The organism is Cytophaga hutchinsonii ATCC 33406 (genome assembly GCF_000014145.1).
In the GTDB taxonomy this organism is placed as follows: Bacteria; Bacteroidota; Bacteroidia; order Cytophagales; family Cytophagaceae; genus Cytophaga; species Cytophaga hutchinsonii.
Genome location: NC_008255.1, coordinates 2723206 through 2741318 on the forward strand (window position 1 = coordinate 2723206; position 18113 = coordinate 2741318).

Below are 18113 nucleotides of genomic sequence, written 5' to 3' on the forward strand. Positions count from 1 at the left end.
TTCGAAATATTAAAATAGAAATACTCCGATGTCTGAAACATATAAATTATTGATCGAACAGAAAGGTATAAATCATGTAAACATATTCAAATCTGCAGGAGACGCATATGTCAACGACTGGAACATTCCATTAAAAGGCGATGACGAGCCGATTGTCTTTTCCGAATTTTATACAGAAAACCAATTTATTGTAATGAATTGGGACGGATGGATACGTATCTACGATGCGGATAAAAAAGAATTACTGCTGGATCATAAACTAAACGCAGAGGTAGATGCAAAGGCTGTGCTTTCTATAGATCGGTCCATTTTATACGTTGCCTTTTCTGCAGATTCCGGTCAAAAACTTTTACAGCTTTCGCTGGATTCTTTTCAACTAAAAACGACTGCACTACCTGATATCTTTTCCAGATCGTTACAGATCAGAAAAGACGGATGCCTGCTGTTTTATAAACACGACTGGAGCTATATAAACGATCAGAAAGTATACAAACATTTTTATTCTGTACTGAACATGGAAACTAAAACGATGAATCAGTATGAACTTCCCTATGCACCACAATTTTCCTTTGATGAATTCACACCGGTTCTTGATACAGTTAAAAACATAGGTATTCTACCAGCTTATGATGATGTAACATATAAAGGAACTGCCTCAGGAGAAATACGTTTTGAATTCAGAATTTTTTTATTTAACCTTACTAATTTCGAGCCCCTGCACGTATTACCGGTACGTGATTTTCCGGCTTATCAGCTTGCCTGCAGCGCGTATGAATGCGAAGAAATGGCAGAGCTTTTCCTATCATCTATTCGCAATAAAGCATATATAAATGCCTTAAGAACATATTACGAAAACCTGACAAGCATATACGTAACACCTGATGCTATATGGCTTTGCTGGCGCGGAGGTATTCTACGGAAAATAAATTCAGAATTTATTTTGTCTCCCCTGCTGGTTACTGCAAACCGGGCAGAAAATTCAGAAGAAGGCATGTTTAATCATACATATTTTCATGCGCATGTATATCATGTTAACAGGTCTTCCATTATTCTGGCAGAAGATATAAACTTTTACAAAACCTCGATGCCCGATATTGCTTATTCAGATATTGAAAAGCCGATTCCTTTAACCTTTGAGAAAACAAGCCTGGAAGAAATATTCAACCTGAAGTACTCAGCAGAACAAAAGTCTGAGATCGAAAACCAGGACTATATACTGATTGAAGTAATAGATCTCTCAACAAAACAAGGTATAGAAGAAGCATTACTTCAAATGAACGTGCTCGTTTCGGACTTAAAAGCATTAGGTGTTGGTTCCCTATTATTGTTCCTGTTAAAAGATTCTAACGGAAAAACGGTAAACGAACCCGCATTCTTCGCAGAAGCAGTACATCATAATCCAGAGCTTGTAGAGGCTATTATTAAACATTTCATTGCTTACCCAAAAGCAAAATATCTTTACCGGAATGCGGAAGAAACAGCCTTATGCCATGCGGTACACGAATTGGCGAAAAAAGGCGATCTTTATCTGACAACCATACTGCAATATCTTGACACTATCGACATGGATCATGATGTCTTTAATAAAGAATATGTATTTCCGGTTCTGGAAGAATTGTACACAAATACTGTATTGATTAAAAAGATGAAAGTGGTATCGAAAGACCTGACGGAATGGTATAAGTATTATTGTGAAGCATAAATAATCAAACGTACATTAATATATTTCTACATGAAACAACCGGATAAAGAAATAACAGGAGTACTACTATTATTTCTGCTTGCTATGGCAGGCTTGCAGTGGTTATTGCTATGGCTGATACATTGGTCTGTTGCACTGATCGCATCTGAATTAATATCCTTTGTACTGATATCTTACGTTGTAGCATTATCGCACGCATCACCAAATGGCGGAAGCAACGGGCCTGGCGCATCTGTTTTTGCAGCACCCTTACTCTTCGCCGGCAGTGTATTGCTTTGCAGCTTATGGGCATTATGCTTCTTAATGAAAAAAGAATTTCCAAATAGCGTTGCTATTGTTCCGCTTTGTGTAATTGCTGCATTTGTCATTGGACGATTTACATACAACCATATCCGTACTATAATCTTCTGGGGGAAAAATTATAGCATCTGTAATTTTCAATTTGAAAACCAAAGAGATAATATGACACTTATCCATGGCATTTCTTTTAAAAATCAAACAACGGGTCTCAGTACAGACATAGATCCGTCTTCAAATCCATATCCCAACAGATATATTCCAAGAAGAACCGATCAGGTAACATTTAGATACATGTCATCTAAAACAAACCGTATGGTTTGGCAGGACTTTCCATTCGATTATGCTTTGTGTAATGAAAAAGAAAGCTTTGCATTTGACGTCTGTTTTTGGGTAACTAAAAAAAATATTTACCCAATCAAGTTTATTCTTCTTCCTGATAATAAAATAGACTTGTATATTAACAACCGATTGACAAAAAAATATCTACTGAACAATTAATATAGTAAAAGCAGATAAACTGCACATGCTACAATCCTTCTCCATGCTCAAACTAACAAGTCTTTTTATACTCATCCCCGTTTTTATATTGGGTTTCTTTCTGTTAAGTCAGGCACAGAACCCGATGAAGTATACCTACCTATTTCGAAATGTGATATTAAGCAAATCGAAAAATTTTGAACTCGCACCGGTGTTACGCGGACGGGTTTATTACCCGCGTTACTTCTATATTCCTGCTCTAAATCAATACATGGTCTATTCAGACTTAGATGAAACAGGGCCTTTTAAAATATATGAACATACCAGTAAATCCGAAGGCAAAGCATATGCACTGCTGGATGATAAAGGAACAAATGTTATTACATTTGAAACACCTTTACGTTTCTCCTACCGCAGCGGCTGTTTTTACGGGCCACACACCTATATTCCTTTTTTAGAAACAGGTAAAACAGATACACTTCGCTATCATCAGATCCATAATGAAAAACTGGACCTGGGCTCAAAAGCATTTGAAAAACTTTTTATGGAATTGTATGCAACGTCTGAATATATTGAGTTTATAAATCTCCGTGCCTCGCGCGACGACATCCATCAGGCAGCTGTAATTTTCAAACGTGGCGGTAAGGTTGAAATCCTGCTTTCCGGCTTACGCGATAGCCGCATGATCTGCAATTATCAGGAAGATCGTACCATCAATAACTTTGATGATTATTACACCCCGGATATACGTAACAAGGAAAACTTTCCGCAGTCATCGGCGGCAATCGAAATGATTCCGCTTGTAACCGAAAATACCAATCCCTTTGTTTACTGGAGAACAGGTTTCAATCAAACCTTTCACATGAAAAGATACCGAAAAGAATATTCTTCCGGCTGGCAGGGCATTATGAAAGTTGGAGTGATTCCGGTATATGTACCCGGTGAAAGTTCCGGTACGGTATATATAAACTTTAAAACGAACGGAGAACTCTTCAAAATTAAAATCCTGGATGTAGAAAAAGCAGATTACATTCCCGCCTATCATTTAGGGCTCCGCACCTTTGAACTCCCGGCAAATATTCGCACAAAAAACTCATTGGTATTTATGGAATCGGTTCAGAATTCAGGGGACAATCGCTTGGGCGGCGGTGTATTTGTTGTGCGCACGGCAACAACAAGCAATCCTTCTGACGATATTCCTTCAGATATGACAGAGAAAGAATTCAGCGCATTGCCTTTAACATTACAGGTTGCACTGCTTGATCCGGAACATACAACAAGTCTGAAAATATATGCAGAAAATTGTAACGAATGGATTCCTGAAATTGAACGTTTGAAAAATCTTGAACATTTGGAAATGACAACGGGCATGACTGAAATTCCAGATGCAATAACAACGTTTACCAAACTGCAATCGCTATCCATCACGTACGGAAACATTCATACCGTATCTCCTAAAATAGCCGAGCTCACCGCGCTTATAAACATTGACCTGTTTTCAAATAAGCTAACAGAATTTCCACACGTATTTTTAGAAATGGAACAATTGGAACGATTAAAGATCGGCGCTAACCCTATCCCTTCATTACCGGAAGACATTGACCGGTTAAAAAACTTAACGTATCTAAGTCTTACGTTAACCAATGTCACTGTCTTACCGAAATCCATGATCGGAATGGAAAAGCTATACATAGACAATATGGGAATGGAAAATAACGTGCCGGATGTATATAAGCAGTTGTTTGACTATACAAAAATCAAAACATTTTATTAAAATCAATAAACTGTTTTTTAACGTTCTTATACTAAAAAACGAAAAGCAACAGTACACTATTTATTCATACACATGTATATCCTTCAAATCAAACAGCCTGCCGATACATGGGTTGTCGCAATTTGTCAAATTAAAGAAGATGCTGTTGCATATCTCAATACATTGCCTGCAGAAATACAGGCAGATGCAATATTGAATAAAATTCCTTTTGAATATTTTCCGTTTATTCTCATTGAAAATACACAGACAACTCCAGATTCGGAATCGTATTTTGAATACGATGACTTCGAAGCACTTCAAAAGCGCATAGATACTGCACGTGAACATAAGGCAGACTCCGAAGAACACATTTACTTCAACTATTATTATATCTCCGAACCCTATTCTCAAATAGTATCTGAGGAAAATTTCATGAAGTATCTGCGGCATACAGCCGTAACAAATTATGTATTGAACAAACCCTATCCTGTTTCTTTGTTTCACGAAGAAATAAAAAAGAATGTGAATAATTATGATATTGACCGGCTGGATCAGCTTTGTGAACTTACGGAAACGCGTTTTACTTCAGCGCTGGAAAAAGAAGACCTTGCTATAAACGGTTACGAAAGTCTGTTCTGGGATATGAACTATGATTATGCCTGCGGTAAACTTACAGATGCTGGTATCAGTTATTTGATTCCAATAGTAGAAAAAATGGAATTGTTGTCGGGAGAAAAAAAATGGATGCAACGCAGTGCAGCATTGCACATTTTACTGGAAAGATCAATTAAAGAAAATCCGTCAGCAAGCGTTTCCATTTTAACTGATACTGTTGAAGCCTTTGAGCAGTATCTTCGGATATCACCTGAAGATGCGCTGGAAATACACCGCTTATTATCTACCGCATATAGATGGATGATGGAAGCGGATGCTGAAAATGCCTTGAACCACTGGCAGCATGCGGTATCTGAAATAAATAAAGCAATTGGCTTGTCTCCTGAAGAAGCTTCATGGTCTTCCCTGCTGGAGTTGCTATACCTGTTTACAGAAGATGACAACATACTTGCTGCACAGAAAGGCATGCAGAAAAAAGTGCAGCACCAAATACAAGCATTAGAACAACAATATGGTGCAGCAATAGCTTATGCCTTCGCTCTTGCCTATAAACACTTGTACGAATTCCTTGAATGGAATAAGAGAGAGGATCGTTTCCCTGAACTAAATGCACTTATATGGGCTGAAAAAGCGTTAGCGTATACACCCGAACAAGCAACACGGATGGATGCCCATCAGGCAGCAGATTTTTTTAATGCTATCGGGCTTAAAACAAAACGTATTGATTTTTTATTAAAGGCGCAATCCATATACGAGCGTATCCTGAATACGTATGATGATGCAGCATTTGAAGTCTATTATATAGCCAGCATCTGGAAGCAGATTGCGCACATACACCTTGAAAATAGAGATCATACATTGGCAGATATAGCTATAAAACAGGCACAGGCACTTTACAAAAAACATCTTAGTCTGGTAAAATGTAATCGTTCTACCCATATTCATTATGCTGAGTTTATGGAATATTGCTGCAACTATGAAGGTACTATTGACAAACCAACCGTAGCAGAATTGAAACTGGTTGCAGATGAAATAGAAATCGAATCAGAAGGCTTCTTAGGCTACCCGTATGAATTACTGATGCGGATTGCCTTGTTTGAACACGATGAAGAACAGGCAATCCTGCAATGTACCAAAAGCCTGATCCTGCATGAACGCTGCGCCGAATCTATGTTCTATAAACTCTATGAAGAATTTAAGGATTCATCATTTAAAAAACTGGATGCTTTTCTGGATGAAACAAAATCATTTATGGAAGACGTACATGCAAATTATTACTACGATCCACAGGTCAAATGGAAAAAATTACGAACAATGAACGGGGATGAATTAATCGAGTACTGGGAACAGCGAAAAAAAGAAATCCGAAACCTTCCGCCTTTTATAAAAGCAGATTAAAAGATGCTGGTATGTTAACGAAAGTTCCAAGACAATAAATTACAATCGACATGCAGGTATCAACGGCTATGTGACCGGTTATAGAGATCCAGTTCTGTTTTTATAAGCATTTCGTATTCATCATCAAAACATACAAACAGCACCTGTTTAATCTTATCTGTACCGGCTAAAAAATCAACTGTTGTTTTCACGGCAATATGGGCTGCCATAGTTTTGGGGAATCTATATATTCCCGTACTGATGCCTGGGAAAGCAATGGATACACAATCGTTTTCAACAGCCAGTTTTAAGGCATTAAAATAACAATCTGCAAGTTTATCGGATTCATTTTTATTACCGCCATTCCAAACAGGCCCAACGGTATGTATTACAAATTTTGCAGGTAATTTTCCTGCCGTTGTAATGACAGCCTCGCCTGTTTTACAACTACCCTGCCGGGCAATAATTTTCCTGCAATCTTCTAAAATTTCTTTTCCGCCAGCCCGGTGTATCGCACCATCAACACCACCTCCGCCTAATAAAGAAGTATTTGCTGCATTTACGATGGCATCAACTTCTACGGTCGTAATATCTCCTTTAATAACTTCGATCATACATTTATTTTTTAGTACAAGGAATTCAACCGGCAGTATTTTTTTTGATGTTGTATCCAAAGGGACTTATCTTTTCTTCGTATAACTTTTCTCCGCATGTACACCGATAGACAACAGGACGTACTGCATTCTCACTCACACTTATTGTTGACTTCGTTGCACAATTCCGGCAAACCACTATAAGATGGATTCTTGCCCATCTGAACACATCCAGTCTTGCTATGCCCTTATATTTTTTATCAATAAATGATTCAAACTCAAATTCAATTGTATGGGTTATGGAGACTAAGTCTGTTCCGCTTATAACATTCCTTTCAATGAGTTTACCCGGAAAGCCCGCACATATTGCCCGTGGTGTACAAATGCCGGGTGTATCAATTTCTTCGAAAAATATGGTTCGGTTATACCGTTGACAAGTGCTACATGGAATGGTGATTTCTAACGTATTTGATAACCCGCCAAAATCAGCCGGATCAATACGCAGAGCGCAGCTTAATGTATAAATGTAAGAATCCATTTAAGTGTTATTCAAATCAGTGTTTGTTCGGGCTAACTATTTCTGCCAGACTAAATACACATCGCAGTTACTTAAATGTACTACTATTTTTTATCGTTCTGCATCATTACGGCTCTAAAAAAAATATAAAATTACCGCTGCATGCATGTTAATTAACCGTTTATGCGTATACTTTTAAGCATGAACGAAATGGATATATTGCCTGCAGATGACCCTGATTGCGGCGCTCCCTATAATTTCAGGGAAATTAAATTAATCCAGTATAAATTCCGCATCCACCATCTTCAATACAATAAAATCACCTTCGGGATAATTTTCATCAAAGCCTCCAATCAGACCAATTTTAACAGTATATTTTTGAATCAACGCCTCCATACCAACTTCAAATGATGCAACATCAACTTTTTGTTTAGGTTTCAAGCCAACACCCTGACGGCCATTCGTAAAAAACAACATCAGGTTGTGTCTATCTCCACATTTTTTTTCCTTGTAAAACACTACATGAATATTCGCTGCAGCTGTAACAACCAAAATTTCATTTAAAAAATCTTCCTTTTCATTTGTGCCTGCATTACAATCAAAGCGAATACAGGAAGTCTCCGCATTGTATTTCATAAGCGAAGATGCTACCATACTAAAATATTTTTTGGTTGGCCAAACATGATCGTTCTTCACATGATACAATCGAATAAGTTCAGCATCTTTGAGCGACGTATAGGCTACCTTTCGGGCATCCATATTTTTTAAGATTACTTCCATTTTCAATGCGATCTCAAAATCATAATCATGCATGTTATAACTGCCTGTACCAATCTGCAGATACTTTCCTGATCTGTATATAAACACAAATGCATCGGCATATTGATCTACAAGTTCACGGAGGGCTTGTATAACGTTAGCTGCCTGATCTGTTTCAACAATTACTTCCAATTCAGCAGGTGCATCGGCATGCCCGCCAAGCCCTTTGCGATAGGTGAAATAATCGTACGTATACAAATTATACGGAAAATCAAAATACCAGTAAACGCCTAAGATCATAGTATAAATTATTATTTTCCTGAGGCACCGCCACAAGTTTCTTACAAATTCAGTTCGTCATAGATGTATTTGCACACCACCGGAACCGACATATCAAACGCAGCAGCAATCCTTTCGGATAATGCTGAACAAAGACGTGTGTATGTTTCATTGACATAATTTTCAGCTTGTGCTCCGGAAAAATATTCCCACAAAGGAGACGTTGTACTCTTTGATGTGTAAACAGTCAGATTCATTAACGCTGAATCATCTTCATATTGTTCATACGTAGAAATATTAACCAGTTGCCTATGCTGTACCAGATGAATCGTAAAATAAAACGCCATGGAGTGGTCATATTCCAGCACAACAGCATCGAGCTTGTCCAGCGAACGCCCGTTCATTTTCATAAGCGTAAACGTGCAGATATGTTCTATAAATGCATCTATGGTTTCTTCCATAAACGAGTTATCCTTACAATATGACACAGTCTGCTTCCCATGCTGATTTAAGCTTGAAATTTTAAACAACTCGTTATTTTTATATTCAAACGTATACTCAAATCCGGCATCCGATTTATGTCCCATAAAAAACATGCAGTGCAGATACACGGCACGTATAATTTGTTGCTGTTCGTTTTTATAATATGTAATTTCATTATAATGACCTTCCGAATACTTTTCATATTGATCGCTATGCTCAGTAACCGGCTTCAGTACTGTATACGATTCAAATTCAGGTTGTCCGCTCTTTAAGAAAAATTTATAAGCCGTTTTTACACCTTCTTTGTCTTGAAAAATCCGCCTCCAGATGAGTTTATCTTCATGATAATAATCTACCAGCTGAGGAATATTATTTTTTAATTTATACTGATAATAAAACAACAGATTTTCGGGTTTCTGTTTACTAAGCTCCCAATCTATATTTTCGGAACGTTTATGCATATGTATTTCTACATAATACGGCTGAATAAAATAAATTTCCTGCTGTGTAAATATATCTACACAGGCATCCATTTCTATTGCTTCAATCAGTTCTTCATAACGGCCTGTCTCCTGCTCTATAACTGCTTGAACGTTAAGAATGGTTTCATCATTCGCATATTCTTCGTTATTTTTTTTATCATATGCCTGAAGCTTCTGTTTTATTTTATTAACAGCTTTCTTTGGGAGCAGTTTTTTAAGATAATCTGCTTCATCACACATTTCATAATCCCGTGCTGTTACATGAAAATCCGCTGCCAGATTCAGATGTGTCCAATTAGAAGATTCAAGCATCAATGCTTTGCACACCTCTATATACAATTGAAATATAAACGGCTGCCGGTCTTCGTATTCAATTTCTTCCAATAACTGATCAGCTGTTGAGAACAGCGCTTCATACGGATCGAATGTAAGTACAATCGTTTGGTTCTCGCTAAACAGTTCCAGGTCAGCTGCATTATAACTTGCAAGCGGATGTTCATGCCTATCAGACAAACCCTCTGCTTCCTTTTTCTGAGCAAGGCCAAGCGTTGGCGGGAACGGATATTCCAAGGTAAATTCTAACAACAGCCAGCTGATTTCGTCCTCTACCGGCGACTGCTGCTGCATACTTTCTGCAATTGTTTTTATAAGTGCCAGCTTAGCGTTTTCAAGTACTGCCTGCAGGGATTTTTTAAGTTTTATCTTTGCCAAATTTCAACTAATTTATTTGTCATTAAACCAGCACCCCTTTATTTGCAATAATCTCAGCAACCATATCCGTTGTAAATTGTTTTTTTATGCATTCTTCTGCATAATGCAAAGCTTGACGTGCATCTTTCATTTTATAATGGATCTCTGCCATGTTTACCAGGTAAAACAATTGCTGCGGATAAGCAGCATAGGCTTTTTCAAAACGCGCAAGTGCTTCAGTATAGCGTTTTTCCTCATCATATAAACAACCATAATGATTATAAATCTGAGCAAAAGCATATGGTTCTGTTTTCGTTTTATCAAGGAAATAATTTTCCTGTGCATACGAAGCTTCAAATCCCTGTGCATACCAAAGCAAGCGTGCTTCATAAAAATAAATCATCGGAAAGTACGGATATTGTTCCAGCGCTTCTTTACAAAGCTGTTCAGCTTTTGTATATGCTTTTTCAACAATGGCTTCGTAAATATTTTTCAGGAAATTATTTTTAACTATAAAATCTTTTTTTTCTGAAAGCGTTTCTTTAACATCTTTCAACCGGTATTCATTAACTTCTTTTTCCCAGGCGGTAAAAGGAACAAAAGCATCATTAAGTTTAAGACGCATTGTTGCATCACCGTTTTCAGGATCGAGTTGAAAATCAAAAGTGAGCGTTGGTTTAACAGTACCAAATGTCTGTATCAGACTGTATAATTTTTCCGCATCAACATGAATATTTACCCAGCTGATTTTGTGATAATCTATTTCAAAAAAAACAGGCAGTCTTCTTTCTTCAAACGTATTAAATGGAATGGCCTTACTGGTTGTATAATTATTGCGAACGTCTTTGATTTCTATGTTATGTCCCTCCAATCCGGTACCGGTAATTTGCCAGCTGCAGCGATAATCAGCCAGCTCCGCACGTGCATCGATTTCATTGGATTGTCTGATCTTATTGGATTGTGCAGATAGCTCTTTTTTTCCGTATATGGCAGCAGCTGCATGCTGCAGATCCGTTCTTGCTTCAGCAGCTGCATCCATTGATTTTAAGGTAACCCGGTCAATAATATCCGTATGTTTATTAAACAGCTGTATCTTTCCTCCTTTTAATATGGAAAGTGTTACCCGGTCTGTTTTTTGCCCGCGAAGAAATTTAGGAATGTTTGTCGGATATTTATTTTCTTCATATGCCAGTTTCTCAAATGGAAAATTAATTTCGTCTTTGTAATATGCATCTTCTATAACAGAATACCAGGAAATCTGTAACCGGTCTGTACCTATAGGTATATGAATGGTTTCATTGAATACAGGTTGATACAGATATTTATTCCGTTCTGATACAGACAGGTTAGCCAGCTTTCCTATATGCTCCAGATGGTTACGTTCTGTGACAGACACATGAGTCATGAATTTCTTTTTCGTATTCAGAAAGGTAACAGATTCAGCACAGGTCAGCAGTTCATAATCGTGTATAATAGTTAGCGGAAGCGTTGTAAAATGGGCTGCCTGGTAATATTGATCAAACTGATACTTCAGCTCCAGCACCACAAAATAAATAACCGGAATTGCCAGCACAACAAACAGCCAGATGTAAAAATAGATATCATAAAAAACACCTGTCTGCTGAAACGTAACAATAATGTATGCTCCAACATTTGTAATCAGGATCACAGCCAGAATTACTAAAAAAGACGTAAGCAGCGAGAGCAGATCAAACAGGCCGGTATGTGTTGCATTCCGCGATCCGTTTGGAGAAGCATTTTTTAATCCGTGATAAGCAGCTGTCAAAAAAACTGCAATGATTCCATTTGCGACAAGCATCGGAATGAGCCCGAAGAAAAACAACATACCGAAAGAGAGAAAAGCGATTGCGCAGATCGGCAGTATAGGAAAACCAAGTAATTCAGAAAAATTAAAATATGGCTCTTCTATTTTTTTATAAGTAGTATACTTTTTCAAAGCAGTTTTATTTTTTAATGATATATAATCAAATCATTTATTCGTTATTTAGTCTGGTTCAGGCAGATCACTCTTTTAATACCTGCACAACGGAACATGAAATTATTCGCCCCCCACTGCAAGGACTTTATGTTATATTCATTTATAATTTCAAATGCTACACGTTCTTTATTGATATTTTTTTCATTTTTAATACCAACAATGGGTGTAAGTTGTATAAGCGCATGTACGGGCAAGGAAAATGTTTCTTCTATTTCTTGTGAAAACGAATCCTGCATGTGTTTGAGCTGTTCGCTGTGATGCACAGCTTGTATGTAAGGCATCCCAAAACTATCCGGCTGTAGCCAGCCTTTCACCACATAACGGATCACGGATATGCTATTTAGTAAATTCAGCTGGCTCTTAATTACCGTTACTTCAAAAGACGAAACTTCAAGCATTTTCTGATGCGCCCACCAGCCCAGCTTATAAACAACCGGCAGGTTCTTTTTTTGTTTTGATCCTATAGAAAATAATCTCATTCCTGAATAGTGTTTTAATAAAACCGTTCTCTAAAAAAATAATATATATATCGAACGCACGCAGGTCAATCTGCATCAAACAGTACGTTCATTGTAATCATATACAAATTTTTCCTGTTCTGTACTTTCAATCGCTCTTGATGAGCGTGCTTCCCGCACTATTTTAATGGCATCGTCTGAAGGATAGCCCAATGATTTTAAATAACAGGCTGCCACAAGTCCTGAACGGCCTAGCCCGCCGACACAGTGAATCAATACCTTCTTATGCTTTTTTTGCTGCGCGTTTATAAATGCATTAATTCTTTCGATCTCTGCTTTTACCGGTATTTTCTGATCAATAACAGGTACATGCAGACATTCAACCCCCTGCTTTTTATATACGTCTAAAAGCTCCGGAACACCATACATATCCATCTCGTCTTTTGTAATGAGCGATACCACACAATCAATCTGCTGTTCTTTTATTTCTTTAAGATCTTCCGAAAGGTCTCTGCTGTAATCCTTTCTTCCGGGCAAAATAGTAAGGGCAAGTGAGTGTGCATCTATTTTATCGGATTTAATAAAATCGATGCGGAGTTTATCTGTTTCTAAAAACTTATTACTGATGATCTGACTGAATTTACCTGAATTGTATAATGCCCATTCTTTTTGCCATTGGTTGCATTCATCAAAGATCAGGCTATGCATGGAATAACGAAGCTGCGCAATAAATACCTGCAGCGGATTTCTATCCCATTCTACCAGATCACTATATAAGCTCCGCAAATAAGACAGCGTTTTGTAGACACGCACAAACGACGGTTTTGTAATTCCGGTTTGTGTTATATCCGGCAGCGAGGCCTGCAGATCCGAAACAGCAAACAATACTTCACTGATTTTTAACGCTTCCTGAAAATCAGATTCGGAATGCATTTCTGAAAAGATATACAGCAGGTCATTTTCCAGTTTTACCAGATCCTTTAATACATGGCCTCTGTGCGTATGGAAAAAGTCTATGATCCAGACATTGTCCTGCGCATCAATAATAATATTAGCCCCGTTCAGATCACCATGTACATAGGATTGAAACGCATACATGTTATTATTTTTGAGATAGGTATCTAAATCATTTTTATAAAAATTCAACGGGTTGGGAAAAGAATTTGCATGTAGGATGAATTCGTTTGCCTCTATGTTTCCCTGGTACACATTACCGATAGAAGCTTTCAGTTTGCCCGCCGATATGTTATCAAATTCATAATACGACAGCAGATTCATTTTCTCATGCGTCTTTGCGGTATAGAGTTTTCCAAGTTGCTCCTTAAAAACGACATGCAGGTAATGTTGTATTTTTTCAACCGGTTCCTTCCCTGTAAATTTTTTCTGGAAAGAACTTGCCTGGCCTGCCCCCATTGATGCATAGCGGTATTTAATAATACCTTTTCCTTTACTGTCAGCAAAATCAATAATACGCGGAGCATTGTTTCCCAAAACATTTTCAATAATCTCAAACGATTTCCGCTCTCTCCCGATCTCCTCCTGTTCACCGATCTTTACTACGTGCTTGACTCCTGATGTCCATGCATATCGATACTTTGTGTGCCAATTACACTATTTCCGGAAAATCCGCCGTCCAATACGTTAACCGATATTTCTTTTGAATTACGGAAAACATATTTGAGCAGTTTCGTTTCCGTATCTCCCAGCGCAATCGGTTTCTCTGAAAGGATTATAGGTGTCTCAGCATGCTCAAGTTCAATAGAAATACTTTCTTTGTCCCAGGTTAGAAAGTGTGTGAATTGTCCGATGGAATTAAAGACCTGTACATTCAGGATACGGTTAAGCTGGTTCAATGCTGCATAGTGGCTGTGTACAGAAGAGCTTGCAGAAAGAGCCGCGCAAACAGCAATGGTATAATCCGGATAACGGGTTGCGATATCGTATGCGGTGAAATAGATCTTTGCTTCTGTCCAGACACCGATCAGTCCTATGCGTACGGGCTCATCGGTATATTGCGCAAGAATAGTATTCAGATCAGGTTCAACAAAATCATTTAAACTGACCGAGTTGATAATATGTGCCTGGTCATCTGCAGTAAAAACAAAATCAGCGCCTTCTGTATACTGAATGCAGTGGCTACCGAATTTATTCAGGTGCGCTTTCTGTGCGGGATCTTCCGCATCATGCCAGTCGCGCACATGCACTTTTATTATCTGATGTTCATCTGTTTTATTCAGCCAGTTCATAAACAGATCCAACGGCCCACTATTCGCTTCATTGCCCATTAATCTGGAAGACTCATCATAACCTACATGCAGCAGGTTTGGGAGGTTGTCGTATTTACCTATCGGCCGCACAAAATCATGCTGCAGGCATTGTGAGATCAGTATTGTTTTCATGTATTACTCAACTTTTTTTAGTATTCAACCACTATCTCTCCGTTCTGATTGATGCTGATCGTATAGCTTTTGCTGAAAGTAGTTTCTTCTTCTCCGAAATCAACGTCGAACAACTGGATAGAGTGATCTTTATTTATCAGAAACAACCTGCTGCCGCTCCATACTTCATCGTGCTTTTGATCATATATTGTAATGTATTTTGCTTTTTTTGTTTTTCTGTCGTAGAGAATCAAATGACCGGCTGCATCGTGATATAAATCCTGATAGTCAATTGTTCGCACATACCGGCCGGAGTTATAGGCATAATAACATTCATACATACCAACATCAGGAAAGCGGTAGTTACAGTGTTTTATTGAATATACCAGTGAGTCACCAGCAGAAATAGTATCTTCCTTTTCATGCAGTTTTACATATTTCAGTTCATGGATAACGGGAAGTAAATAAGGTTTGCCGTGATGGAACGCGTCATAATATTCATGCACGCGATGCATTGCATCCTTATATTGTTTATTCATTCCGGTTGGTTCAGAAAAACCTGTCTCACCGTAAGACAGCCATGCTTCCGGAAATTTATAGGTGAGAAGAAGTTTGCTGCCAATCGGAAGGACTGTAACAGGTTGTGTATTTATACTATCCAGCTGAATAAAAACGGGTGCTCCCGGCACATAAAATTGTGTATCCTTATAAATGGCTGCGCCTGCCGGTTGCAGGGAATCTGTCATAACAACAACACTATCCTGTACACGTGTTTCATTTTCTTTACTCCCGTTACATGCCACCATTAGAAAACTTAAAAAAAATACAAGCATCAGCTTATCTACTGTTACGTTCATATTACACTCACTTTTTCAAAACAGCAAATCCTTGTATGACCTCTATATTTTTGTTATTATAGGTTGTTGCATGAACAATTCTGTATGCTCCGCAACATTTTCCGCCATCAAATCTCTCATAGTAAATGTTCAGTGTATCAATATCCGAATCATTCAACCGCACATATACCGGGCCGTTCTTTGTGGCACTATTAAAGTCTATAAGCAGACTGTTGCTGCATCCCTGAAGATAGCTGCCATCAGTTATAAGGCTTTGTTTAACCGTATCAGCACCATTCAATGAAAAAAATTGAATGGAATCTTTATCGTATACTTTTGATGGACCAAATACAAGATCCTCCCCTGCAGCATTTAGTATACGAAAACAAACAATATCCTGATCGGGATCACATTTCGTTCCGGTCATGCAACAGCCAGTAAACAAGCATGCAAAAAGGATCGCACATAAAAATTTTTTCATAGGGTCATTTTTTATTTCATCTGATAATATGAATTCAGTATTTATTTTTCCTGTCAACAATCATAATATTCTATTTCAAAAATTACCTCTTTGCCGGTAAGTGCTTTTATCTTATCCGCATAGGAATCAAAAGCGCGGCAATCTCCTTTCATAACAATGGCATATTGACCTTGGGGAATTTCCAGTTCTACTTCCAGTGAACTTCCGCCCACACCTTTAGCTGGCAGCACATTCTGAATACGAATTGTTTTTATATCTTTTACATCAAACACCTGCGAAAAAAAACGGCTTGAAAATCCAATTTTAGAATTCCGTTCATCCATCCAGATAATTGGCTTATCCCCGAACTGATCTGTTATTTTTCGAGGCCTTCTTTTTATTTTACTGTTGCGTTTATAATCTTCTGAAACACGTATACCTTCCGGAAGCAGCGCATAATTGCTTACAACCATGCCTTCCTCATATGGCTGATCGATAAGTAAAGAAAAATAGTCGCGTTTATTTTCTACAGACAAAGCTGTATACCCGCCGTCAAAATTCCATTTACTATCGTAGGTGTAACAAATAGACAAACTCATTCCGCCAAAATTATAATTCAGATTTTTTTGATCTTCCCGCTCGTAATTAAATCTGTTACGGTCTATACCCAGGTCTTTTAGCAATATACGTTTGAGATCGTCATAGCTTTTATCTGTACCCAAGGCATCAAAACAATCCGAATAAAACTGCAGTACAGAAACATCTTCCCGCATCTGGTCATAATACACATGAAAATTTCTGAGTAAAATATTTCCTAGACGGATTGGGTATGCAAATTTTGATATCTTTTGAATGTACGGTGATTGTTTGAAACGCACATAGGGATTTTTTGCAAGTTCTTCATACGTTGTATCCCACGATACAAATTCCTTTTCAGGAGATTGGATTTCAAATCCTTCCGAATAGTCTGTGAACCCGGTCAGGATATCGTAGGTTGGCTCATATGTTCTGCGCCAGATTATTTTTTTAACAGGCTGGATACTCATTATGTGCTCAAAAAAAACAGCATCATCAAAGGTGAATTTTGCCGAAAGAGCTTCATACATATCTTTAAACCCAACATCCTCTGCGGGTATATAATGCCGGTGATGATCAAACAGAAACAGAAAGGATTCCTGCTCTTCTGTTACAACAACATATGCATATTGAAGATCTTCCAGGCGTACTTCAGATACTGACACCGGATGTTGTTCGGTATAGTTAATTCTGTTGCCAGCCAGTTTAATGGTTCCGGCACCTGATTCTGCCGGATAGTTTCGGTTTATATTCTTTTTATGATCAAAAACGCTCATAGTATTCTGTTAAAACGGCTAAAAGTAATTAACCCTCTGCATAAATTTTCCTGTTGCAGTTAAAACTACTTCATTGCTGACTTTTACGCAGCGGCCCCTCTATCAGTTCGCGGCAGCTTAAATGCGGTCTAAAATAAGCATTAGAACTTGCTTATGCATAATTTTAAAAAAAAAGACTGCAAACATTCATCTGTTGCAGTCTTTTAAAAGAATAAAATCGGTTTAGCTTAGTTGAACTGTTTCCCTATAAATTCTACAAGTTTTTCATCGCTCATCTTATTGGAAGTACTTTCAGTTGATTTAGTGCTTTTATACTGAGGTGTTTCCGCCAGATACTTTATAAATTGCTCCTGAATCTGGCCGGTACCTGTCAGATGAATTTCGTCTGCATCAGATATCTTGCTTAAAATTTCTTTGAAGAATTTATGCGTCAGCATAATCTCATGGTTATTTCCCGTATTTTCATTTGTATTAGGTTCTGCGCCTGGATTTTTTGCATGTCCGAGAACAGCAAATTCATCCGTACCGGAATTCTTTCCTACAATTGTTGCGTTGCGCGAATCCATCCACACCCCGAACTGTTTTGTGTGTTTTTGTGCCATA

The 18113-nt window shown here is 37.9% G+C and carries 16 protein-coding genes; 4 read left to right on the top strand and 12 right to left on the bottom strand.

From position 1 onward, the window contains the following. Nucleotides 1-28 precede the first annotated feature (28 nt). The 4 genes from CHU_RS11500 to CHU_RS11515 all read left to right on the top strand — a co-directional run bounded on the left by CHU_RS11500 (nt 29) and on the right by CHU_RS11515 (nt 6245). A complete protein-coding gene (locus tag CHU_RS11500; protein WP_011585735.1) occupies nt 29-1702 on the top strand; it encodes a hypothetical protein in 1674 nt (557 codons plus the stop codon). Between the two features lie 30 nt (nt 1703-1732). Then, nucleotides 1733-2500 carry a hypothetical protein gene (locus CHU_RS11505; protein WP_041932356.1) on the top strand — a complete coding sequence of 256 codons (768 nt, stop codon included), beginning with the start codon at nt 1733-1735 and terminating at the stop codon, nt 2498-2500. A 25-nt stretch (nt 2501-2525) separates the two neighbouring features. Next, nucleotides 2526-4253 (top strand): leucine-rich repeat domain-containing protein, encoded by a 1728-nt coding sequence (locus CHU_RS11510; RefSeq protein WP_238379268.1) that lies wholly within the window; start codon nt 2526-2528, stop codon nt 4251-4253. Between the two features lie 72 nt (nt 4254-4325). After that, the gene (locus CHU_RS11515; protein ID WP_011585738.1) at nt 4326-6245 is read left to right on the top strand and encodes a hypothetical protein; all 1920 of its coding nucleotides are present in this window, start codon (nt 4326-4328) and stop codon (nt 6243-6245) included. A gap of 59 nt (nt 6246-6304) precedes the next feature. On the opposite strand, the gene CHU_RS11520 is transcribed toward CHU_RS11515, so the two are convergent. The 12 genes from CHU_RS11520 to CHU_RS11575 form a co-directional block, all read right to left on the bottom strand. After that, nucleotides 6305-6838 carry an O-acetyl-ADP-ribose deacetylase gene (locus tag CHU_RS11520; RefSeq protein WP_011585739.1) on the bottom strand — a complete coding sequence of 178 codons (534 nt, stop codon included), beginning with the start codon at nt 6836-6838 and terminating at the stop codon, nt 6305-6307. 25 nt (nt 6839-6863) lie between these two features. Next, the gene (locus CHU_RS11525) at nt 6864-7355 is read right to left on the bottom strand and encodes a hypothetical protein (RefSeq protein ID WP_011585740.1); all 492 of its coding nucleotides are present in this window, start codon (nt 7353-7355) and stop codon (nt 6864-6866) included. 252 nt (nt 7356-7607) lie between these two features. Continuing rightward, a complete protein-coding gene (locus CHU_RS11530) occupies nt 7608-8393 on the bottom strand; it encodes a hypothetical protein (RefSeq protein WP_011585741.1) in 786 nt (261 codons plus the stop codon). 41 nt (nt 8394-8434) lie between these two features. Further along, a complete protein-coding gene (locus CHU_RS11535) occupies nt 8435-10048 on the bottom strand; it encodes a hypothetical protein (protein ID WP_041932357.1) in 1614 nt (537 codons plus the stop codon). 22 nt (nt 10049-10070) lie between these two features. After that, a complete protein-coding gene (locus CHU_RS11540; RefSeq protein WP_011585743.1) occupies nt 10071-11984 on the bottom strand; it encodes a tetratricopeptide repeat protein in 1914 nt (637 codons plus the stop codon). A 44-nt stretch (nt 11985-12028) separates the two neighbouring features. Beyond that, a complete protein-coding gene (locus tag CHU_RS11545) occupies nt 12029-12505 on the bottom strand; it encodes a hypothetical protein (protein ID WP_011585744.1) in 477 nt (158 codons plus the stop codon). A 75-nt stretch (nt 12506-12580) separates the two neighbouring features. Continuing rightward, nucleotides 12581-14035, bottom strand: a complete 1455-nt coding sequence (locus CHU_RS11550; RefSeq protein WP_394330728.1) for a dual specificity protein phosphatase family protein — start codon at nt 14033-14035, stop codon at nt 12581-12583. Nucleotides 14036-14040: 5 nt separating this feature from the next. Further along, nucleotides 14041-14883 (bottom strand): cysteine hydrolase family protein, encoded by an 843-nt coding sequence (locus CHU_RS18930; protein WP_011585746.1) that lies wholly within the window; start codon nt 14881-14883, stop codon nt 14041-14043. Nucleotides 14884-14900: 17 nt separating this feature from the next. Then, the gene (locus CHU_RS11560; RefSeq protein ID WP_011585747.1) at nt 14901-15719 is read right to left on the bottom strand and encodes a hypothetical protein; all 819 of its coding nucleotides are present in this window, start codon (nt 15717-15719) and stop codon (nt 14901-14903) included. A gap of 7 nt (nt 15720-15726) precedes the next feature. Then, complete coding sequence (locus CHU_RS11565; RefSeq protein ID WP_143144119.1) at nt 15727-16179, bottom strand: hypothetical protein; 453 nt, start codon at nt 16177-16179, stop codon at nt 15727-15729. 53 nt (nt 16180-16232) lie between these two features. Then, entirely contained in the window at nt 16233-17510 is a 1278-nt protein-coding gene (locus tag CHU_RS11570) for a hypothetical protein (RefSeq protein WP_011585749.1), read from the bottom strand. A gap of 227 nt (nt 17511-17737) precedes the next feature. After that, entirely contained in the window at nt 17738-18112 is a 375-nt protein-coding gene (locus CHU_RS11575) for a hypothetical protein (protein ID WP_011585750.1), read from the bottom strand. Between the last annotated feature and the right edge of the window lies 1 nt (nt 18113).